Source organism: Rhizobium leguminosarum (assembly GCF_019798305.1).
Lineage (GTDB): Bacteria > Pseudomonadota > Alphaproteobacteria > Rhizobiales > Rhizobiaceae > Rhizobium > Rhizobium leguminosarum_U.
The window spans coordinates 218,458-237,334 of sequence record NZ_JAAXDD010000008.1; the positions used below are offsets into that span (position 1 = coordinate 218,458).

Genomic DNA, 18,877 nt, shown 5'->3' on the forward strand with positions numbered 1-18,877 from the left:
ATGAACAAGAATGAACTCGTGTCCGCAGTAGCCGAAAAGGCAGGACTGACGAAGTCTGACGCGGCTTCCGCTGTTGACGCGGTTTTCGACGTTGTCCAGGCTGAACTCAAGAACAAGGGCGACATCCGCCTCGCGGGTTTCGGCAGCTTCACCGTTTCTCATCGTGCCGCAACGAAGGGCCGTAATCCGTCGACGGGCGCTGAAGTCGACATTCCGGCTCGCAACGTGCCGAAATTCACGCCCGGCAAGGGGCTGAAGGACGCCGTCAACGGCTGATCTGATATTATCCGTCAACCGGAAACGAGACCGGCTGTGCAGGATTTGAGAGGGGTTCGGCTTTGCCGGACCCCTTTTGCTTGGCAGGTCGGTGCGAAGCGAGCGGACAATCGCCTGACGCAATCAGGTGCAAAATGTCGCATCTGTCATGCCCGTGTCATGCCGCTCCCTCAGAAAACCTATGTTTCGAATGTTCGATACATGGGGGATTTCATGACAATTTCATTGGGCCAGGCGGCACTCGCTGCCGTGTTTCTCGCATCCGTCGCCTTTCCGGCTGCGGCCGAACCGGTTTTCAACCGCATCGCCTCCTTCCCGGTTGCGGCGAACCTGCCGGCCGACAAGGACAAGCTGTCGGCGAGCTCCGCAGAAATCATCACCGTGACCGACGACGGCAACACGCTGATCTATAGCGACAGCCCGCTCGGCGCGATCGGCTTCATCGACATTACCGACGCCAAGGCACCGAAGGCCGGCGGCGCGGTGATGATGGACGGCGAGCCGACATCGGTCACCTCCAGCGCCGGCAAGGCGCTCGTTGCTGTCAACACCTCCGAAAGCAAGGCGAAGCCCTCGGGCCGTCTCGCGATCGTCGACGTGGCGACCAAGAAGATCGAGAACACCTGCGATCTCGGCGGCCAGCCGGATTCGATCGCCCTCAACAAGGACAAGACGCTCGGCGCCGTCGCAATCGAAAACGAGCGCGACGAAGACGTCAATGACGGCAAGATCCCGCAAATGCCGGCCGGCGACCTCGTCGTCTTCCAGGTCAAGAACGGCACCGTCGATTGCGGCACCATCAAGCACGTGGCGCTGACCGGGCTTACCGGCGTCGCCCCTGAAGATCCGGAGCCGGAATTTGTCGCCTTCAACGGTCTGAACGAAATTGCCCTCACGCTGCAGGAGAACAATGAGATCGTCATCATCGACGCCAACACGGCTGACGTGAAGACGCATTTCTCCGCCGGCAGCGTCGATCTCTCCGGTATCGACACCAAGCGTGACGGCGCCCTGAAATTCTCGGGCGAAGCCCAGGGCGTGCTGCGCGAGCCCGACGCTGTCAAGTGGCTGGACGATAACCGCCTCGTCGTCGCCAATGAAGGCGACTACGAGGGGGGCTCGCGTGGTTTCACCATCTTCGACAAGACGGGCAAGCTTCTCTACGAATCAGGCGCATCCTTCGAACGGGCCGTTGCCCATATCGGCCACTATCCGGAAAGCCGTTCGGGATCGAAGGGCGTCGAGCCCGAAGGCCTTGAAGCCGCCAAGTTCGGCGATGATCGGTATTTCTTCCTGCTCGCCGAGCGTGCCTCGGTCGTCGGCGTCTACAAAGATACCGGCGCTGATCCCGAACTCGTCCAGTTGCTGCCGTCGGGCATTTCGCCGGAAGGCGCGATCGCCATTCCCGCGCGCAAGCTTCTTGCGACCGCCAACGAGCTCGACCTCGGCAAGGACGGCGGCACGCGTTCGAATGTGATGATCTACGAGCGCTCGGAAGGCGAGAAGGCCTATCCGCAGATCGTCTCTGCCGAGAAGGATGGCAATCCGATCGGCTTCGCCGCCCTTTCGGGTCTCGCCGCCGTCCCGGGCAAGCCGGGCATGCTCTACGCCGTCAGCGACAGCGTTCTGGGCTCGCAGCCGACGATTTATACGATCGATGCCAGCCAGAAGCCGGCCGTCATCACCGACGCCCTCGTCGTCAAGCGTGACGGTGCTCCCGCCCAGAAGCTCGACATCGAAGGCATCGCGGTTGCCGCCGATGGCTCCTTCTGGCTCGCCTCGGAAGGCTACAGCGAGCGTCTCGTCCCGCATGCGCTCTACAACGTCAATGCCAAGGGTGACATCAAGGCCGAGATCGCGCTGCCGAAGGAACTCGTCGCCAACGAAATCCGCTACGGCTTCGAAGGCGTGACCATTATCGGCACCGGCGACGATGCGACGCTCTGGATGGCGGTCCAGCGCGAGTGGAGCGACGACGAAAAGGGCTTCGTCAAGCTCGTCTCCTACAATCCGAAGAAGAAGGAATGGGGTGCTGTTCGCTATCCGCTCGACAAGACGGAAAGCGGCTGGGTCGGCCTGTCGGAAATCTCGGCTCAGGGCGACAGCGTCTTCATCATCGAGCGCGACAACCGCGTCGGTGATGCCGCCAGGCTGAAGAAGCTTTACAAGGTCGCGATATCGGACCTGAAGCCCGCCAAGCTCGGCGGTGCGCTGCCGGTCGTCAAGAAGACCGAAGCGCACGACTTCCTCGGCGAGCTGAAGTCTGCCACCAATGGCTATGTGCTGGACAAGCTTGAAGGCTTCACCTTCGACGCGTCGGGCGAGCCCTACGCGGTCACCGACAATGACGGCGTCAGCGACTCCTCCGGCGAGACCCTGTTCTTCCCGGTCGACCTGGTCGGCACCAACTGACCTTGACGGATCGATAATATGCAAATGGCCGGGCGAAAACCTGGCCATTTGCATTTTGGAGTGTTGGACGCCTACCAGCGCTGATGCACATGCGGCGCGATCAGCCGCTCATAGATCTCGCGCGTTGCCGCCATGACGTCGGCCGAAAGCGGCGCAAGGTCGGCGGCGGCGGCGTTGGCCCTGGCTTGCTCGCCATTGCGGGCACCGGGGATGACGACGGTGACGGCATCACTCATCAGGATCCAGCGGAGCGCGAAGGCAGCCATGGTGGCGCCCGCGGGCACCAGCTTGCGCACCTCTTCCACCGCCTGCAGGCCGACCTCGAAGGGCACGCCGGCGAAGGTTTCGCCGACATCGAAGGCTTCGCCGTTACGGTTGAAATTGCGGTGGTCGTCGCTGGCGAAGTGCGTGTCCCGGTTGATCTTGCCGGAGAGAAGACCGCTTGCAAGCGGTACGCGGGCGATGATCGCCACATTCCTGCGGCGTGCTTCCTGGAAGAACAGGTGATCGGGGCGCTGGCGGAAGATGTTGAAGATGATCTGGATGCTGACGGCCGGGATATTCGATCGCCTTCAGCCCGTCCTCGACCTTTTCGACGCTGACGCCGTAACCCTTGATCTTGCCGGCCTTCTGCAGCGCGTCCAGGCCAGCGAAGACCTCAGGTTGGTAAAGCACGTCGCGCGGCGGGCAGTGGAGCTGTATGAGGTCGAGACTGTCGACGGCAAGATTCGTCAGGCTGCGGTCGATGAAGCCTTCGAGATTAGCCTTGGTGTAGCCTTCGGCGACATGCGGGTTGAGGCGACGGCCGGCCTTGGTGGCGACCATCGGCCGTTCGCCGCCGCGTCTCTTCAGCACGTCGGCAATGATTTTCTCCGAGCGGCCGTCGCCATAGACATCCGCCGTATCGATAAATGTCATGCCGGCATCGAGCGCGGCATTCAGCGCCGCGCGTCCGTCGGCCTCGCTGATGTCGCCCCAGGAGCCGCCGATCTGCCAGGCGCCGAAGCCGACATTGGTGACGGTGAAGGCCATGCGGCCAAAAGCATGGTGTTTCATGAAAAATCCTCCCTACTGCACGTCAAGCAAGATGCAACGAGCTGATGAAAGACACTGGCACTATCAGCCGGGTGACTCCGCGGCAATTGCCGATCAGGCTTTGATTGGTCGCCCCGATGAAATATCGTTCTGCTACAAGGCTTCAACCGCATGGATGGAAAAGGACAGATCATGGAGATCAAACCCGCCGGCTCTCGCCCCTCGACGAAGCCATCGGCCGATTATTTCACCGGTGCCGTTCGCCAGGATCCGCTGATGGAAACGCCGGCGCCGGCACGGGCGAGGGCGGTCTCCGTCACCTTCGAACCCGGCGCCCGCACGGCCTGGCATACGCATCCGCTCGGCCAGACGCTGATCGTGACATCAGGCAAGGGTCTCGCCCAGAGCTGGGGCGGGGAGATCCGCGAGATCCGCGTCGGCGATACCGTCTGGTTCGCGCCGGGCGAAAAGCATTGGCATGGTGCTGCCCCGGACACGGCGATGACGCACATCGCCATCCATGAAGCGCTGGACGGCAATCACGTCGACTGGATGGAAAAGGTCAGCGACGAGCAATATTCCGGCAAGGCCTGATCAGAGCCGCTTCAGGCAATAGGAAAAATGCGCGTGCGATTCGACCGTCAGGAACTCGAATTGCCAGCAGTAATCCTTGCAGAATTTGGTGACCGCCTCGACGACGCCATAGACGATCGGCTTGACCGTATTGCCGGTGCAGAAATCATGCCCGGCAATACGCCCCGTCCGCTTCACCTTCTTTTCGCAGAGCAGCAATTCCTGCCAAGTCAGCTCGAAGGAATGATCGGTATCGATATAGGCCCAGTCGAGGAAATCGTTCTCGAATTCGGCAAGCTTCTCAAGCGATGTGCCTTGCATCAAATGCAGCCGGCCGGCCTCGATCTCGGCGGCGAAATTCGTGTGGATCGCGTCGAGCCCGGAGCTGTAGCGATCCATCGACCAGGGATCGATGAGATAGAGCCGCGCCGGGCGGTTCTTTTCGAGGATCTCCGCTGTATATTCGCCGAAGGCTGCTCCCACCTCGACGCCGATGCCGTCGTTCGGGATCCGATAAAGCAATTCGCCGCGATCCGGCAGCAGTCGGGCGTTTTCCATATGATGGGCGCTGAGCGGAGTGCGCGGCATGCTCGCCCGGAGCGCCTGCCTTTCTTCACGTGTCTTCATCTCTGATCTCGGGATTGCGGGCGACCGACGGCCCTGATGCGGTTTGACGGGAAGGTAGGAGCAGCCGGCACCGATGACAACCGCATGACAGGAATTTGCTTCTTTCGAACAAACCGCTAAGCTGTGAACTGACGAAAAAGCCTCGGGAGGAGCGATTTCATGAAACGCATGTGGCCTGAAGAATTCAACGCCATCATCAGCGGAGCTGAGGAGGTGATGTTGGAAACACCAGCCGAGGCCGGCGAAGCGCCGCTGCAGCGCAAGGCGCTGAAGGCGCGAATCACCATGCAGGATTACGAGCGGATCTGGCCGCTCGCCGAGATGCGCTTCCGGCTTGGCGAAAGAGATGGCAAGGCCATCACGCTGATTACCACCAACCCCCACTATCATCCCTGGCACCCGAAGGACGGCGGCAGCGTCGATTCCATGTCGGACAGCGGCCGCCATTACAAGACCGATTATCTCGTCGTGCACTTCCTGCTCGACGACGTGAAGGAAACGTCTCCCGCCTGAGGTGCTGAGGCCCGGTGCGGCCGGAAGCCGCACCGGCGTCCTGTGGAAGCCAAGTTGATCCCGACGCTGATGACAACAGCGGCGATATCGCTAAGCTTCGCGAAACATATCCTTACGAAATTGGAGGTTCCCGTGACGGGCAATGTGCTGGATATCCCGGTCAAGACTGTGGATGGTCGCGAGACCACGCTCAACGAATACAAGGGCAGGGTGCTCTTGGTCGTCAATGTCGCCTCGAAATGTGGGCTCACGCCACAATATGAGGGGCTGGAAAAGCTCTATGGGGAAAAGCGCGAGCGCGGCTTCGTCATCGCCGCCTTTCCCGCCAACGACTTCAAGGGCCAGGAGCCCGGCACCGACGCCGAGATCCTCGATTTCTGCACCAGCACCTACGACGTCAGCTTCCCGATCTTCTCGAAGATCTCGGTCAAGGGCGAGGCTCAGCATCCGCTTTACCGGCAACTGACCAAGTCGGGCGTGAAGACGACCGGCGACGGCCCGATGCGCGAGCGTCTGAAATCCCATGGGCTGACAGGTGGCGATGAGGACGACATCCTCTGGAACTTCGAAAAATTCCTGATCGGCCGCGACGGCAAAGTCGCCGCCCGCTTCGCGCCGGATGTGACGGCAGATGATTCGCGGCTGATTTCCGCTGTGGATAAAGAACTGGCGAAGGCATGAAAGGGCAGACGATAGGCGTCCTCCAAACGTCGAGGGATGCCCATCACCCCAATCACACGGTCACATCTGCGTGAGAGAAAATGAGAAGGCGCATCGGGCGCCGCTCATAAATGAAACGCGGTTTTGGAAAAATGAAAACGTATATTTGTCGCCACTTTGACCGCTGTCTCTGAAAGACGCGGGGAATCGGCTGATTGTGCTTAAGACGCCGCGCTGGCTGGCTTTGCTGATTTCCAGGCTGCAGGCTGAATTGTCGGCATCGACCGAAAAATTAATCGGCAGATCTGACGGCATTCTCAGGAGATAGGTCCTGGCTTCGCGGGCCGGGGTTTCTCCCGAGGTCTTGATCGTCTGGTCCCCGGCAGACAGGAAAACCTCTTGGGCCGGCTCTTTGGCAATACACGGGGGCGCAGCCACGCTGGCGATAAGCAGCGCAGAGATTTTTATAGCGATTTTCATGAAGTGTCTCCTGACGAAACACCTTGCGCAGATCGTGACCGGATTAGCGAACTAATTCGGAAGCCCAATCTGATCAACAAGCTCCAGGAAACTTCAGAAATGGTGGGCGATGACGGACTCGAACCGCCGACATCCTCGGTGTAAACGAGGCGCTCTACCAACTGAGCTAATCGCCCATCGCAAACGAAACCGGATCGGCCTGCCGCGTTGGTGGCCGTGATCTATGCGGATCGCGGCAAAACCGCAAGAGTGTTTGTGAAGATTTTTGATTTTTTTGGTGGTGGTCCCGTGTCTTGCAATGACCCTTAGGCTGGGCTGCGCTGTTGAAAAGTGAGGGGAGGGCGGCGAGCATCCCCGTTTCGAAGGCGTTGCGTCTGCGGCTGAGCATCGCTGCGGAAGACGGAAGTGCCGGCTTTTGTTCGTCTGGCGCCCAACCTGCCGAAACAATTCACCGACTGTCATTGTTTTGTCTGCAAACCTCCTTGACACTAAAAGGCGAACCCCGTAGTTAGCCGCTCATCGAAACGGGCAGCCGTTTTGGAGAGGGTGCGAAGGCATCCGGACTGCTTGAAATGAATTGCGGGTGTAGCTCAGTTGGTTAGAGTGCCGGCCTGTCACGCCGGAGGTCGCGGGTTCGAGCCCCGTCACTCGCGCCATTTCAAGTCTTGTAAAACGCAAATGCGATTTGTCGTTTGTCCGGTTCTCTTCATCCTCGCGGCCGCAAAATGGCCGATCAATGCGCGGGTGTAGCTCAGTCGGTTAGAGTGCCGGCCTGTCACGCCGGAGGTCGCGGGTTCGAGCCCCGTCACTCGCGCCATTTCTTCCGAAAGCCATGCAGTTTCCAGTGGTCAGCCATGCGCGCTGAAGCGGCTTGCACGGATTTGTCGCGACATCGTTGCACCTGCTTGATAATGTCCGCGCGACACGCGTCGAATTGCCTCTGTAAAAGTCTTGCGCCGGGGCGTCGGCTGCGCTAACCACGGCTTGTTGCAACGCACATTCGCTTGCCGGGCATTTGCCCAAATGCGCCGCCTGGCGTCACCGGCAAGCAGGGATGAACATGATGACTGAACTGCTCAGTTCTTATATTCCGATCGCTATCTTCATTGCTATTGCGCTCGTCATCGGCCTGGCGCTGCTCATCGCGCCGTTCGCCGTGGCTTTCAAAGCGCCCGATTCGGAAAAGCTCTCGGCTTACGAATGCGGCTTCAACGCTTTCGACGACGCCCGCATGAAGTTCGACATCCGTTTCTACCTCGTGTCGATCCTCTTCATCATCTTCGACCTCGAAGTCGCCTTCCTCTTCCCCTGGGCCGTGTCTTTCGGCGCCATCGGCTGGTTCGGCTTCTGGTCCATGATGGTCTTCCTCCTCGTGCTGACCATCGGCTTTATCTATGAATGGAAGAAGGGAGCCCTGGAATGGGAGTAGCCCCTGTGAGCAATCAGCCGCTTGTGGCAGAGCAGCCGAAGGGGATCATCGATCCCTCGACCGGCAAGCCGATCGGCAGCAACGACCCATTTTTTGGCGAGATCACCAACGAGCTTGCCGATAAAGGTTTCCTCGTTACCTCGACCGACGAACTGATCAACTGGGCCCGCACCGGCTCGCTGATGTGGATGACCTTTGGTCTTGCCTGCTGCGCCGTCGAAATGATGCAGCTGTCGATGCCGCGTTATGACGTCGAGCGCTTCGGTTTTGCGCCGCGCGCCTCGCCGCGCCAGTCCGACGTGATGATCGTCGCCGGCACGCTGACCAACAAGATGGCGCCGGCGCTGCGCAAGGTCTACGACCAGATGCCCGAGCCGCGTTATGTCATCTCGATGGGCTCCTGCGCCAATGGCGGTGGCTATTATCACTATTCCTATTCGGTGGTGCGCGGCTGCGACCGCATCGTGCCGATCGACATCTACGTGCCGGGCTGTCCCCCCACCGCAGAGGCGCTGCTTTATGGCGTGCTTCTGCTGCAGAAGAAGATCCGGCGTACCGGCACGATCGAACGCTAAGGGTTAAGGACAAGGCATATGAGTGAAGCCCTGACTGAGCTTGCGTCTTACCTTGGCGAAGCGCGCGGTAATCTGATCGCCGCATCGCAGATGAAGTATGGCGAACTGACGGTGACGACGACGGGTGAGAACCTGATCGCGCTGCTGACCTTCCTGCGCGACGACGCCAAATGCGGTTTCGTCAACCTGATCGATATTTGCGGGGTCGACTGGCCGCAGCGCGAGCTGCGTTTCGACGTCGTCTATCACCTGCTGTCGCCGAAGAAGAACCTGCGCATCCGCGTCAAGGCCGCGACCGACGAGGATACGCCGGTTCCGTCGGCCTGCCCCGTCTATCCGGGCGCCGACTGGTTCGAGCGCGAGACCTGGGACATGTATGGTGTGCTCTTCACCGGCCATCCGGACCTGCGTCGCATCCTGACCGACTACGGCTTCGAAGGCCATCCGCTGCGCAAGGACTTCCCGACCACCGGTTTTGTCGAAGTGCGTTACGACGACGCGGCAAAGCGAGTCGTCTACGAGCCGGTCGAGCTGAAGCAGGAATTCCGCAACTTCGACTTTATGTCGCCCTGGGAAGGCACGGAGTATGTGCTGCCCGGCGATGAGAAGGCGAAGCAGTAGGATCTAAAAACTACACTATTGCCTATTGCCCACTGGCTAATGCCTGCAATAGCGGAGCGCTTGCAAATGACCGAACATAACGTCCGCAACTTCAACATCAACTTCGGACCGCAGCATCCGGCGGCGCACGGCGTTCTTCGTCTTGTCCTGGAGCTTGACGGCGAAATTGTGGAGCGTGTCGATCCGCATATCGGCCTTTTGCATCGCGGCACCGAGAAGCTGATCGAGACCAAGACTTATCTTCAGGCCGTGCCCTATTTTGATCGGCTCGATTACGTCGCGCCGATGAACCAGGAACATGCCTATGCGATGGCTGTCGAAAAGCTGCTCGGCATCGAGATCCCGATTCGCGGCCAGCTGATCCGCGTTCTCTATTCGGAAATCGGCCGCATCCTCTCGCACCTTCTGAACGTCACGACGCAGGCCATGGACGTCGGCGCGCTGACACCGCCGCTTTGGGGCTTCGAAGAGCGCGAAAAGCTGATGGTGTTCTACGAGCGCGCCAGCGGCTCACGCATGCACGCTGCCTATTTTCGTCCGGGCGGAGTCCACCAGGATCTGCCCGAACAGCTCGTGCAGGACATCGGTAACTGGTGCGACCCGTTCCTGAAGGCGCTCGACGACATCGACAACCTGTTGACCGGCAACCGCATCTTCAAGCAGCGCAACGTCGATATCGGCGTCGTCTCGCTGGAGGAATGCTGGGCCTGGGGCTTCTCCGGCGTCATGGTGCGTGGTTCGGGTGCGGCCTGGGATCTGCGTCGCGCCCAGCCTTATGAATGTTATTCCGATCTCGAATTCGACATCCCGATCGGCAAGAATGGCGACAACTACGACCGTTATCTGATCCGCATGATCGAGATGCGCGAATCGGTCCGAATCATGAAGCAGTGCGTCAACCGCCTGCTCTCGGATGCCAGGACCGGTCCCTTCTCGTCGATCGACGGCAAGGTCGTACCGCCGAAGCGCGGCGAGATGAAGCGCTCGATGGAAGCGCTGATCCACCACTTCAAGCTCTATACCGAAGGCTACCATGTGCCGGCCGGCGAGGTTTATGCCGCCGTCGAGGCGCCGAAAGGTGAGTTCGGCGTCTATCTCGTCTCCGACGGCACCAACAAGCCCTATCGCTGCAAGATCCGCGCGCCGGGTTACGCCCATTTGCAGGCGATGGACTTCATGTGCCGCGGTCACCAGCTTGCCGACGTCGCGGCCGTGCTCGGCTCGCTCGACATCGTCTTCGGCGAGGTGGACCGCTAATGCAGCTTCTGCCGCTGGCCGTCGCAATTCTTCTTTCGGCATCCGGGGTTTCGGCTCAGGACTCCGATAGTCTCGGCACGCCGCTGGGCCGTAAGGAAGAGACGCCGCCGGCGCAGCAATCGTCCATGGGCGAGCTCTTGTCCAAGGGCTATCAGATCAAGGCTGCCATTCCGAACGGCAGCAAATTCGTAGTGTTTATGCAAAAAGACCAGTCGGCCTATGCCTGCGAAATGCAGTCTTTGACCGCTTCGCGGTGTGGAACCCTAAACTGACAAGGCGTGAGGAAGAATGTCCGTTCGTCGATTAGCCGAAGATCAATTCCAGCCTGCCGCATTCGCCTTCAGCGATGACAATGCGGTCTGGGCGGACAAGACGATCCAGAAATACCCCGCTGGCCGCCAGCAATCTGCGGTCATTCCGCTGTTGATGCGGGCGCAGGAGCAGGACGGCTGGGTCACGCGCGCGGCGATTGAAAAGATCGCTGACATGCTCGACATGGCCTATATAAGAGTGCTCGAGGTCGCGACCTTCTATACGCAGTTCCAGTTGCATCCTGTGGGCACCCGCGCCCACGTCCAGGTCTGCGGCACGACGCCCTGCATGCTGCGCGGCTCCGAAGCGCTGATGTCGGTCTGCAAGAGCAAGATCCATGCCCATGCCTTCGAGCGCAATGCCGAAGGCACGTTGTCCTGGGAAGAGGTCGAATGTCTCGGGGCCTGCGTCAACGCCCCGATGGTGATGATCGGCAAGGACACCTATGAGGATCTGACGCCCGAGCGTCTCGAAGAGATCATCGACGTCTTTGCCGCCGGCAATGGCGCCAGCATCAAGCCCGGCACCCAGATCGATCGGGTGTTTTCGGCGCCTGAAGGCGGCCTGACCTCGCTGACGACCGAAGACGCGAAGGCACGGACGCGCGCCAAGAAGGCCGACGCCGAGACCGTGTCGGCTCCGGTCGACCGCGCTCCGGTGCCGCCTTCCGAAGCGGCCCGCCTGAAGAGCACCGATGCCGAGACCAATGCTGCCCTGAAGACGCCGGCAACGGCGCCGAAGGCGGCTGCGAAAAACGCAAAGGCAGCCGAGCAGCAGCCGGTTTCCGGCACTGCGGCTGCCGAACCGGCGCCAAAAGCTGCCGTCAAGGCTGAAGCCGCCCCGGCGGCCAAGCCTGCCCTGACCGACAAGAATCGGCCGGCCGGCATCGAAAAACCCGCCGCACCGGATGATTTGAAGATGATCTCGGGTGTCGGCCCGAAGATCGAGGCGACGTTGAACGAAATCGGCATCTTCACATTCGCGCAGGTCGCAGGCTGGAAGAAGGCCGAACGCGAATGGGTCGACGGCTATCTGAATTTCCGCGGCCGCATCGAGCGCGATGACTGGGTCAAGCAGGCCAAGGCGCTCGCCAAGGGCGGGGAAGCGGAATATATCAGGGTCTTCGGCAAGAAGCCGCGGTAAGAGGTGAAGCATGTTACAAGATAAAGACCGCATCTTTACCAACATCTACGGCCTCAAGGACAAATCCCTGAAGGGCGCGATGAGCCGCGGCCACTGGGACGGCACCAAGCAGATCCTCGAAAAGGGCCGCGACTGGATCATCAACGAGATGAAGGCGTCTGGTCTTCGTGGTCGTGGCGGCGCGGGTTTCCCCACGGGCCTCAAATGGTCCTTCATGCCGAAGGAAAGCGACGGTCGTCCGCACTACCTCGTCGTCAATGCCGACGAGTCCGAGCCCGGCACCTGCAAAGACCGCGATATCATGCGCCACGATCCGCATACGCTGATCGAAGGCTGCGTCGTCGCCAGCTTCGCGATGGGCGCCAATGCGGCCTATATCTATGTGCGCGGCGAATATATCCGCGAGCGTGAAGCGCTGCAGGCGGCGATCGACGAATGCTATGATTACGGCCTGCTCGGCAAGAACAACAAGCTCGGCTGGGACATGGAAATTTTCGTCCATCACGGCGCCGGCGCCTATATCTGCGGCGAAGAAACCGCGCTGCTCGAAAGCCTCGAAGGCAAGAAGGGTCAGCCACGTCTGAAGCCGCCGTTCCCGGCCAATATGGGTCTCTACGGCTGCCCGACGACGGTCAACAATGTCGAATCGATCGCTGTCGCGCCGACGATCCTGCGCCGCGGCGCCGGTTGGTTCTCGGCCATCGGCCGTCCGAACAATGTCGGCACCAAGCTGTTCATGCTCTCCGGCCACGTCAACAAGCCGTGCACGGTCGAAGAGGAAATGGGCATCACCTTCCGCGAACTGGTCGACCGCCATGCCGGCGGCATTCGCGGCGGCTGGGACAACCTGCTTGCGGTCATTCCGGGCGGCGCATCCTGCCCGATCGTTCCGGCCAAGGACATCATCGATTGCCCGATGGATTTCGACGGCCTGCGCGGCGTCGGTTCTTCCTTCGGCACGGCCGCCGCGATCGTCATGGACAAGTCCACCGACGTCATCAAGGCGATCGCCCGTATCTCCGCCTTCTTCAAGCATGAGAGCTGCGGCCAGTGCACGCCCTGCCGCGAAGGCACGGGCTGGATGTGGCGCGTGATGGAGCGCATGGCCAAGGGCAATGCCCAGAAGCGCGAAATCGACATGCTGTTCCAGGTGACGAAGCAGATCGAAGGCCACACCATTTGCGCGCTCGGCGATGCCGCCGCATGGCCGGTGCAGGGTCTGATCCGTAACTTCCGTCCCGAGATCGAAAAGCGTATCGACCAGTATACGGCAAGCGCGCTTGATCACGGTGCGGTTCTGGAGGCGGCTGAATAATCATGGCGGACAACGCATCCAAGGGCGAGAAGAAGGAAGAAGTCGCCGATTTCGCGGCCGGTTTCGGCCGTCTAGCCGCCGAGATGCTGGAAAATGCACGGGCGATGCCGGTGCATCCGCTGATGGCGCAGCCCGCGGCAGCCTTTGCCGCCGCAACGGCGATCGGATTCGGTTTTTCGACCCAGATGGCCGGCGCTTTCTTCGGTGCCTGGCACAGCGCCCTGGAAACCACCGGCAAGGTCGCGGCCGCCCTCGATGACACGCCGCCGGACGAGCCGATGGCCGATGTCGATATCCGGCCGGAGAATATTCGCTCGGAGGTCAAGGCTTTCACCAAGCCGCCGGCCGAGAAGAAGGCAAAGCCGAGACTGACAGTTGTCAAGTCGATCAGCGCGCCGATATCCGTCAGCCAGCCAAAGCCGGCCGTGAAGGTAAAACCGGTTGCGCGGGGGAAGGCCGACGATCTCAAGCTGATTGCCGGCATCGGCCCGAAGCTAGAGCAGGTGCTGAACGCCAAGGGCATTCGCAGCTTCGCCGAGATTGCCGCCTGGACCGACGAGGAAATCGCCCGGCTCGACGCTGAACTCGGCTTCAACGGCCGCATCGGCCGTGACGACTGGACCGGTCAGGCGAAAGTTCTGACAGGGCGGGGCCGCAGGAAGAAATGAACTGTCCGGCCGCATCGAGCGGCCGGAAAAGATGGGCAGATCGGCGGACGGGCGGGGCCCCAAGATGCCGGTGCGGGTTCCGGATCTGGAACGCGCGACAGAGAATTTGAGCGACATCAGCTGCCCGCAGGACGGAAGGTCCGGCTTGGCAATGAGAGTGCTGCAAAAATAGGTTTGTTTGCCGTCATCAGGCAAACGGGAAACAGGACTGAGCGACGATGGCAAAACTGAAGATTGACGGCAACGAGATCGAAGTTCCGGATCATTACACGCTATTGCAGGCGTGCGAGGATGCCGGCGCCGAAGTTCCGCGCTTCTGCTTCCATGAGCGCCTGTCGGTTGCCGGCAACTGCCGCATGTGCCTTGTCGAGGTGAAGGGCGGCCCGCCGAAGCCACAGGCTTCCTGCGCCATGAGCGTGCGCGATATCCGCGGCGGCCCGAACGGCGAACTGCCCGAGGTCTTCACCAACACCCCGATGGTCAAGAAGGCCCGCGAAGGCGTGATGGAATTCCTGCTGATCAACCATCCGCTCGATTGCCCGATCTGCGACCAGGGCGGCGAATGCGACTTGCAGGACCAAGCGATGGCCTTCGGCATCGACACCTCGCGCTATCAGGAAGACAAGCGCGCCGTCGAGGACAAGTATATCGGTCCGCTCGTCAAGACGGTGATGAACCGCTGCATCCACTGCACGCGCTGCGTCCGCTTCACCACCGAGGTCGCCGGCATTTCCGAACTCGGCCTGATCGGCCGCGGCGAGGATGCAGAGATCACCACCTATCTCGAGCAGGCGATGACCTCCGAGCTGCAGGGCAACGTCGTCGATCTTTGCCCGGTCGGCGCGCTCACCTCGAAGCCCTTCGCCTTCACCGCGCGTCCGTGGGAATTGAACAAGACCGAATCGATCGACGTCATGGATGCCGTCGGTTCGGCGATCCGAGTTGATACCCGCGGCCGTGAAGTCATGCGCATCCTGCCGCGCGTCAACGAGGCGATCAACGAGGAGTGGATCTCCGACAAGAGCCGCTTCATCTGGGACGGCCTGAAGACCCAGCGCCTCGACCGGCCCTATGTTCGCCGCGACGGCCGCCTGCAGCCCGCCACCTGGGCCGAAGCCTTCGGCGCCATCAAGGCCGCCGTCGGCGCCACGTCGGGCGACAAGATCGGCGCGATATCAGGCGACCTCGCTTCCGTCGAGGAAATGTATGCGCTTTCCGAACTGGTGAAGTCGCTGGGGTCGGTCAATCTCGACTGTCGCCAGGATGGGGCGGCACTCGATCCGTCGCTCGGCCGTGCAAGCTACCTCTTCAACCCGACCATATCCGGCATCGACCAGGCTGATGCGCTGTTGATCATCGGCGCCAATCCGCGCTTCGAGGCGGCCATCCTCAACGCCCGCATCCGCAAGCGCTGGCGCCGCGGCAAGTTCCCGATCGGCGTGATCGGCGAGCGTGCTGAACTGCGTTACAGCTATGATTATCTCGGCGGCGGTCCCGACACGCTGAAGGATCTGGTCGACGGCACCCACGCCTTCGCGGACGTGCTGAAGAATGCCGCCAAGCCGATGATCATCATCGGCCAGGGCGCATTGTCGCGCACCGACGGCGCCGGCGTTCTCGCCAGTGCTGCAAAGCTCGCCGGTTCTGTCGGCGCGGTCGTCGAAGGCTGGAACGGCTTTGCCGTCCTCCATACCGCTGCCGCGCGTGTCGGCGGCCTCGATCTCGGCTTCGTACCGGGCGCCAAGGGTGTCAATGCCGCCGAGATGTTGACGGCGATGGACGTGCTCTTCCTGCTCGGTGCAGACGAACTCGACTTCACCGCCAAGAAGGCCAAGCTCACCGTCTATGTCGGCTCGCATGGCGATAATGGCGCGCATCATGCCGACGTCATCCTGCCGGCGGCAGCCTATACCGAAAAGTCCGGCACCTGGGTCAACACCGAAGGCCGCGTCCAGATGGGCAATCGCGCAGGCTTTGCGCCGGGTGATGCACGCGAGGACTGGGCGATCATCCGTGCCCTTTCCGATGTGCTCGGCAAGAAGCTTCCCTTCGATTCGCTCAGCGAATTGCGTGTCCGGCTCTATGCCGCTTTCCCGCATTTCGCCGCCATCGACGAGATCGCCGAAACCAATAGCGCTCAAATTGCCGCAGTTGCGAAAAAAGCCGGCAAGATGAACAAATCCGGGTTTGCGTCGCCGGTGAAAGACTTCTATTTGACGAACCCGATAGCGCGTGCCTCGGCTGTCATGGCGGAGTGCTCGGCATTGGCCCGCAACAACTTCAAAGTCGCGGCAGAGTAAGGGCAGGGGACTATGGATTCTTTCTTTTCGACCTATGTCTTGCCGGCGATCATCATGGTCGGCCAGTCGCTGCTGCTGCTCGTCTGCCTGCTCGTCTTCATCGCCTATGTGCTGCTCGCCGACCGTAAGATCTGGGCAGCCGTGCAGTTGCGCCGTGGCCCGAACGTCGTCGGTCCCTTCGGCCTGTTCCAGTCCTTCGCCGATCTTTTGAAGTTCGTCTTCAAAGAGCCGATCATTCCGGCCGGCGCCAACAAGGCGGTGTTCCTGCTTGCCCCACTGGTGACGGTGCTTCTGGCGCTGTCCACCTGGGCGGTTGTGCCGCTGGCCGACGGATGGGTGATCGCCAACATCAATGTCGGCATCCTCTATATTTTCGCGATCTCCTCGCTCGAGGTTTACGGCATCATCATGGGCGGCTGGGCTTCGAACTCGAAGTATCCGTTCCTCGGCGCGCTGCGCTCGGCCGCACAGATGGTGTCCTATGAAGTCTCGATCGGCTTCGTCATCGTCACCGTGCTTCTCTGTGTGGGTTCGCTGAACCTGACCGATATCGTCAATGCGCAGCATACCGGCCTCGGCACCATGCTCGGCCTGCCGGCGTCGTTCCTCGACTGGCACTGGCTGTCGCTCTTCCCGATGTTCATCATCTTCTTCATTTCGGCGCTCGCCGAAACGAACCGCCCGCCCTTCGACCTTCCGGAAGCCGAATCGGAACTCGTCGCCGGCTTCATGGTCGAATACGGCTCCTCGCCATATATGATGTTCATGCTCGGCGAATATGCGGCCGTCTGCCTGATGTGCGCGCTGACGACGATCCTCTTCCTCGGCGGCTGGCTGCCCCCGGTCGATATTTGGATCCTCAACTGGGTCCCAGGCATCATCTGGTTCACGCTGAAGGCCTGCTTGGTGTTCTTCATGTTCGCGATGGTCAAGGCCTTCGTTCCGCGCTACCGCTACGACCAGCTCATGCGCCTCGGCTGGAAGGTCTTCCTGCCGCTGTCGCTCGCCATGGTCGTCATCGTTGCATTCGTGCTGAAACTGATGGGTTGGGCATGATGGTGCCCGCTCTCGTTTTCGGCAAAATTGGAGGTTGAAGATGGCAAGCTTGTCCGGCTCCATCAGCTCGCTGTTTCTCAAGGAATTCGTCGGCGCGTTCTTTCTGTCGATGCGCTATTTCTTCCGCCAGAAGGCGACGATCAACTATCCCTTCGAAAAGGGTCCGGTCTCCCCGCGCTTCCGCGGCGAGCATGCGCTGCGCCGTTATCCGAACGGCGAGGAACGCTGCATCGCCTGCAAGCTTTGCGAGGCGATCTGTCCTGCCCAGGCGATCACCATCGAAGCGGGTCCGCGCCGCAATGACGGCACGCGCCGCACGGTCCGTTACGACATCGACATGGTGAAGTGCATCTATTGCGGCTTCTGCCAGGAAGCCTGCCCGGTCGATGCGATCGTCGAAGGCCCGAATTTCGAATTTGCGACGGAAACCCGCGAAGAGCTCTATTTCGACAAGGCGCGGCTTCTGGACAACGGAGACCGGTGGGAGCGCGAAATCGCCCGCAACATCGCGATCGACTCGCCGTACCGCTGATTGAGATTTTGAAATGCCGCGATGGAGCTTAAGCGCTGCTGTCGTGGTCAATATGCACAGAAGCTTTGCCGGTTAGCGCCAGGGAAAGCTCCATCGGGCAGGGAAACTCCCGGCTGCCCGGGGGAAGATGAAAAAGGCACCAACATGGGTCTGCAGGCTCTATTTTTCTATCTTTTCGCCTTTGTCGCGGTGGCGTCGGCGTTCATGGTCATCTGGGCGAAGAACCCGGTTCACTCGGTTCTGTTCCTGATCCTAGTGTTCTTCAATGCGGCTGGCCTCTTCCTGCTGCTTGGTGCCGAATTCCTGGCGATGATCCTGCTTGTCGTCTATGTCGGCGCCGTCGCCGTCCTCTTCCTCTTCGTGGTGATGATGCTCGATATCGACTTCACCGAACTGAGGGCCGGCGTTCTGGAATATGCGCCGATCGGCGGGCTGATCGGGGTGATCCTGGCGGCCGAACTGATCGTCGTCATCGGCGGCAGCGTCATCTCGCCTGAGATCGCCAAATCAGTCGCCATGCCGATCCCGGCGCTGACGGATCGCACCAATACCGCCGCTCTCGGCGACGTGCTCTACACCAACTACGTCTATTTCTTCCAGATCGCCGGTCTGGTGCTCCTGGTCGCGATGATCGGCGCGATCGTGCTGACGTTGAGACACCGCACCAACATCAAGCGGCAGAATATTCCCAGGCAGGTTGCCCGCACGCCCGCCACCGCCGTCGAGGTGGTTTCGGTCAAGCCCGGGCAGGGCGTCTAAAGGCAGGTCAAGGAACAAAGAACATGGTCATCGGACTTTCCCACTACCTGACGGTCAGCGCCATCCTCTTCACGCTTGGCGTCTTCGGCATCTTCCTGAACCGGAAGAACGTCATCGTCATCTTGATGTCGATCGAACTTATCCTGCTTGCCGTCAACATCAACATGGTCGCCTTCTCCCATTTCCTGAACGACATCGTCGGCCAGGTCTTCGCGCTGTTCATCCTGACGGTCGCGGCTGCCGAAGCGGCGATCGGTCTTGCAATTCTCGTTGTCTTCTACCGCAACCGCGGCTCGATCGCGGTCGAAGACGTCAATATGATGAAGGGCTGAGT

Annotated in this window: 20 protein-coding genes, 3 tRNA genes and 1 pseudogene; 20 read left to right on the forward strand and 4 right to left on the reverse strand. The window is 60.7% G+C overall.

Translation table 11 applies throughout. From position 1 onward, the window contains the following. Complete coding sequence (gene hupB / locus HFO99_RS16330) at positions 1–276, forward strand: DNA-binding protein HupB (RefSeq protein ID WP_003558438.1); 276 nt, start codon at positions 1–3, stop codon at positions 274–276. A gap of 201 nt (positions 277–477) precedes the next feature. After that, positions 478–2,688, forward strand: coding sequence for an esterase-like activity of phytase family protein (locus HFO99_RS16335; protein WP_222362283.1), 2,211 nt, complete (start codon positions 478–480; stop codon positions 2,686–2,688). A gap of 71 nt (positions 2,689–2,759) precedes the next feature. On the opposite strand, the pseudogene HFO99_RS16340 reads toward HFO99_RS16335, so the two are convergent. After that, positions 2,760–3,744: pseudogene (locus HFO99_RS16340) on the reverse strand (aldo/keto reductase). A gap of 171 nt (positions 3,745–3,915) precedes the next feature. Here HFO99_RS16340 and HFO99_RS16345 point away from each other — a divergent pair. After that, complete coding sequence (locus HFO99_RS16345; RefSeq protein ID WP_261323176.1) at positions 3,916–4,317, forward strand: cupin domain-containing protein; 402 nt, start codon at positions 3,916–3,918, stop codon at positions 4,315–4,317. On the opposite strand, the gene HFO99_RS16350 is transcribed toward HFO99_RS16345, so the two are convergent. Continuing rightward, positions 4,318–4,923 carry a class I SAM-dependent methyltransferase gene (locus HFO99_RS16350; protein WP_222362286.1) on the reverse strand — a complete coding sequence of 202 codons (606 nt, stop codon included), beginning with the start codon at positions 4,921–4,923 and terminating at the stop codon, positions 4,318–4,320. Positions 4,924–5,082: 159 nt separating this feature from the next. Between HFO99_RS16350 and HFO99_RS16355 the strand changes: the two genes are divergently transcribed. Both HFO99_RS16355 and HFO99_RS16360 read left to right on the forward strand, forming a co-directional pair. After that, complete coding sequence (locus tag HFO99_RS16355) at positions 5,083–5,436, forward strand: hypothetical protein (protein WP_222252136.1); 354 nt, start codon at positions 5,083–5,085, stop codon at positions 5,434–5,436. Positions 5,437–5,568: 132 nt separating this feature from the next. Continuing rightward, entirely contained in the window at positions 5,569–6,117 is a 549-nt protein-coding gene (locus HFO99_RS16360; protein WP_222307778.1) for a glutathione peroxidase, read from the forward strand. 60 nt (positions 6,118–6,177) lie between these two features. Here the strand turns inward: HFO99_RS16360 and HFO99_RS16365 are convergent, their stop codons facing one another. Then, positions 6,178–6,576 carry a hypothetical protein gene (locus HFO99_RS16365; RefSeq protein ID WP_164577714.1) on the reverse strand — a complete coding sequence of 133 codons (399 nt, stop codon included), beginning with the start codon at positions 6,574–6,576 and terminating at the stop codon, positions 6,178–6,180. Positions 6,577–6,676: 100 nt separating this feature from the next. Next, positions 6,677–6,752, reverse strand: a tRNA-Val gene (locus HFO99_RS16370). Between the two features lie 403 nt (positions 6,753–7,155). On the opposite strand from HFO99_RS16370, the gene HFO99_RS16375 reads away from it, so the two are divergent. The 15 genes from HFO99_RS16375 (at position 7,156) to nuoK (ending at position 18,875) form a co-directional block, all read left to right on the forward strand. Then, positions 7,156–7,232 (forward strand) — tRNA-Asp (locus tag HFO99_RS16375). An 84-nt stretch (positions 7,233–7,316) separates the two neighbouring features. Beyond that, positions 7,317–7,393, forward strand: a tRNA-Asp gene (locus tag HFO99_RS16380). Positions 7,394–7,639: 246 nt separating this feature from the next. After that, the gene (locus tag HFO99_RS16385) at positions 7,640–8,005 is read left to right on the forward strand and encodes an NADH-quinone oxidoreductase subunit A (RefSeq protein WP_010055493.1); all 366 of its coding nucleotides are present in this window, start codon (positions 7,640–7,642) and stop codon (positions 8,003–8,005) included. Then, positions 7,996–8,580, forward strand: a complete 585-nt coding sequence (locus tag HFO99_RS16390) for a NuoB/complex I 20 kDa subunit family protein (protein WP_222333024.1) — start codon at positions 7,996–7,998, stop codon at positions 8,578–8,580. The genes HFO99_RS16385 and HFO99_RS16390 overlap by 10 nt, the downstream gene beginning before the upstream one ends. An 18-nt stretch (positions 8,581–8,598) precedes the next feature. Continuing rightward, positions 8,599–9,201, forward strand: a complete 603-nt coding sequence (locus HFO99_RS16395) for an NADH-quinone oxidoreductase subunit C (protein WP_222252138.1) — start codon at positions 8,599–8,601, stop codon at positions 9,199–9,201. Between the two features lie 66 nt (positions 9,202–9,267). After that, the gene (locus HFO99_RS16400; RefSeq protein WP_222252139.1) at positions 9,268–10,458 is read left to right on the forward strand and encodes an NADH-quinone oxidoreductase subunit D; all 1,191 of its coding nucleotides are present in this window, start codon (positions 9,268–9,270) and stop codon (positions 10,456–10,458) included. Then, entirely contained in the window at positions 10,458–10,730 is a 273-nt protein-coding gene (locus tag HFO99_RS16405) for a hypothetical protein (protein ID WP_222333025.1), read from the forward strand. Before HFO99_RS16400 ends, HFO99_RS16405 begins: the two co-directional genes overlap by 1 nt. 16 nt (positions 10,731–10,746) lie before the next feature. Beyond that, positions 10,747–11,913, forward strand: coding sequence for an NADH-quinone oxidoreductase subunit E (locus HFO99_RS16410; RefSeq protein WP_222333026.1), 1,167 nt, complete (start codon positions 10,747–10,749; stop codon positions 11,911–11,913). A gap of 10 nt (positions 11,914–11,923) precedes the next feature. Continuing rightward, the gene (gene nuoF / locus HFO99_RS16415; protein WP_017959939.1) at positions 11,924–13,228 is read left to right on the forward strand and encodes an NADH-quinone oxidoreductase subunit NuoF; all 1,305 of its coding nucleotides are present in this window, start codon (positions 11,924–11,926) and stop codon (positions 13,226–13,228) included. Positions 13,229–13,230: 2 nt separating this feature from the next. Beyond that, on the forward strand, positions 13,231–13,896 hold the full coding sequence (locus tag HFO99_RS16420; protein ID WP_222333027.1) for a 5' DNA nuclease: 666 nt from the start codon (positions 13,231–13,233) through the stop codon (positions 13,894–13,896). 218 nt (positions 13,897–14,114) lie between these two features. Beyond that, the gene (nuoG, locus tag HFO99_RS16425; protein WP_222333028.1) at positions 14,115–16,196 is read left to right on the forward strand and encodes an NADH-quinone oxidoreductase subunit NuoG; all 2,082 of its coding nucleotides are present in this window, start codon (positions 14,115–14,117) and stop codon (positions 16,194–16,196) included. A 12-nt stretch (positions 16,197–16,208) separates the two neighbouring features. Further along, on the forward strand, positions 16,209–17,252 hold the full coding sequence (nuoH, locus tag HFO99_RS16430; protein WP_222362288.1) for an NADH-quinone oxidoreductase subunit NuoH: 1,044 nt from the start codon (positions 16,209–16,211) through the stop codon (positions 17,250–17,252). A 40-nt stretch (positions 17,253–17,292) separates the two neighbouring features. Then, complete coding sequence (nuoI, locus tag HFO99_RS16435; protein WP_003547385.1) at positions 17,293–17,784, forward strand: NADH-quinone oxidoreductase subunit NuoI; 492 nt, start codon at positions 17,293–17,295, stop codon at positions 17,782–17,784. Positions 17,785–17,928: 144 nt separating this feature from the next. After that, on the forward strand, positions 17,929–18,543 hold the full coding sequence (locus HFO99_RS16440) for an NADH-quinone oxidoreductase subunit J (protein WP_222333029.1): 615 nt from the start codon (positions 17,929–17,931) through the stop codon (positions 18,541–18,543). Positions 18,544–18,566: 23 nt separating this feature from the next. After that, positions 18,567–18,875, forward strand: coding sequence for an NADH-quinone oxidoreductase subunit NuoK (gene nuoK / locus HFO99_RS16445; RefSeq protein ID WP_027685143.1), 309 nt, complete (start codon positions 18,567–18,569; stop codon positions 18,873–18,875). Positions 18,876–18,877 lie beyond the last annotated feature (2 nt).

Bases quoted from the DNA above. Each gene is read 5' to 3' on its own strand.
- hupB (WP_003558438.1), top strand. From the start codon at position 1: ATGAACAAGAATGAACTCGTGTCCGCAGTAGCCGAAAAGGCAGGACTG.
- HFO99_RS16335 (WP_222362283.1), top strand. From the start codon at position 478: ATGGGGGATTTCATGACAATTTCATTGGGCCAGGCGGCACTCGCTGCC.
- HFO99_RS16345 (WP_261323176.1), top strand. From the start codon at position 3,916: ATGGAGATCAAACCCGCCGGCTCTCGCCCCTCGACGAAGCCATCGGCC.
- HFO99_RS16350 (WP_222362286.1), bottom strand. From the start codon at position 4,923: ATGAAGACACGTGAAGAAAGGCAGGCGCTCCGGGCGAGCATGCCGCGC.
- HFO99_RS16355 (WP_222252136.1), top strand. From the start codon at position 5,083: ATGAAACGCATGTGGCCTGAAGAATTCAACGCCATCATCAGCGGAGCT.
- HFO99_RS16365 (WP_164577714.1), bottom strand. From the start codon at position 6,576: ATGAAAATCGCTATAAAAATCTCTGCGCTGCTTATCGCCAGCGTGGCT.
- HFO99_RS16385 (WP_010055493.1), top strand. From the start codon at position 7,640: ATGACTGAACTGCTCAGTTCTTATATTCCGATCGCTATCTTCATTGCT.
- HFO99_RS16390 (WP_222333024.1), top strand. From the start codon at position 7,996: ATGGGAGTAGCCCCTGTGAGCAATCAGCCGCTTGTGGCAGAGCAGCCG.
- HFO99_RS16395 (WP_222252138.1), top strand. From the start codon at position 8,599: ATGAGTGAAGCCCTGACTGAGCTTGCGTCTTACCTTGGCGAAGCGCGC.
- HFO99_RS16400 (WP_222252139.1), top strand. From the start codon at position 9,268: ATGACCGAACATAACGTCCGCAACTTCAACATCAACTTCGGACCGCAG.
- HFO99_RS16405 (WP_222333025.1), top strand. From the start codon at position 10,458: ATGCAGCTTCTGCCGCTGGCCGTCGCAATTCTTCTTTCGGCATCCGGG.
- HFO99_RS16410 (WP_222333026.1), top strand. From the start codon at position 10,747: ATGTCCGTTCGTCGATTAGCCGAAGATCAATTCCAGCCTGCCGCATTC.
- nuoF (WP_017959939.1), top strand. From the start codon at position 11,924: ATGTTACAAGATAAAGACCGCATCTTTACCAACATCTACGGCCTCAAG.
- HFO99_RS16420 (WP_222333027.1), top strand. From the start codon at position 13,231: ATGGCGGACAACGCATCCAAGGGCGAGAAGAAGGAAGAAGTCGCCGAT.
- nuoG (WP_222333028.1), top strand. From the start codon at position 14,115: ATGGCAAAACTGAAGATTGACGGCAACGAGATCGAAGTTCCGGATCAT.
- nuoH (WP_222362288.1), top strand. From the start codon at position 16,209: ATGGATTCTTTCTTTTCGACCTATGTCTTGCCGGCGATCATCATGGTC.
- nuoI (WP_003547385.1), top strand. From the start codon at position 17,293: ATGGCAAGCTTGTCCGGCTCCATCAGCTCGCTGTTTCTCAAGGAATTC.
- HFO99_RS16440 (WP_222333029.1), top strand. From the start codon at position 17,929: ATGGGTCTGCAGGCTCTATTTTTCTATCTTTTCGCCTTTGTCGCGGTG.
- nuoK (WP_027685143.1), top strand. From the start codon at position 18,567: ATGGTCATCGGACTTTCCCACTACCTGACGGTCAGCGCCATCCTCTTC.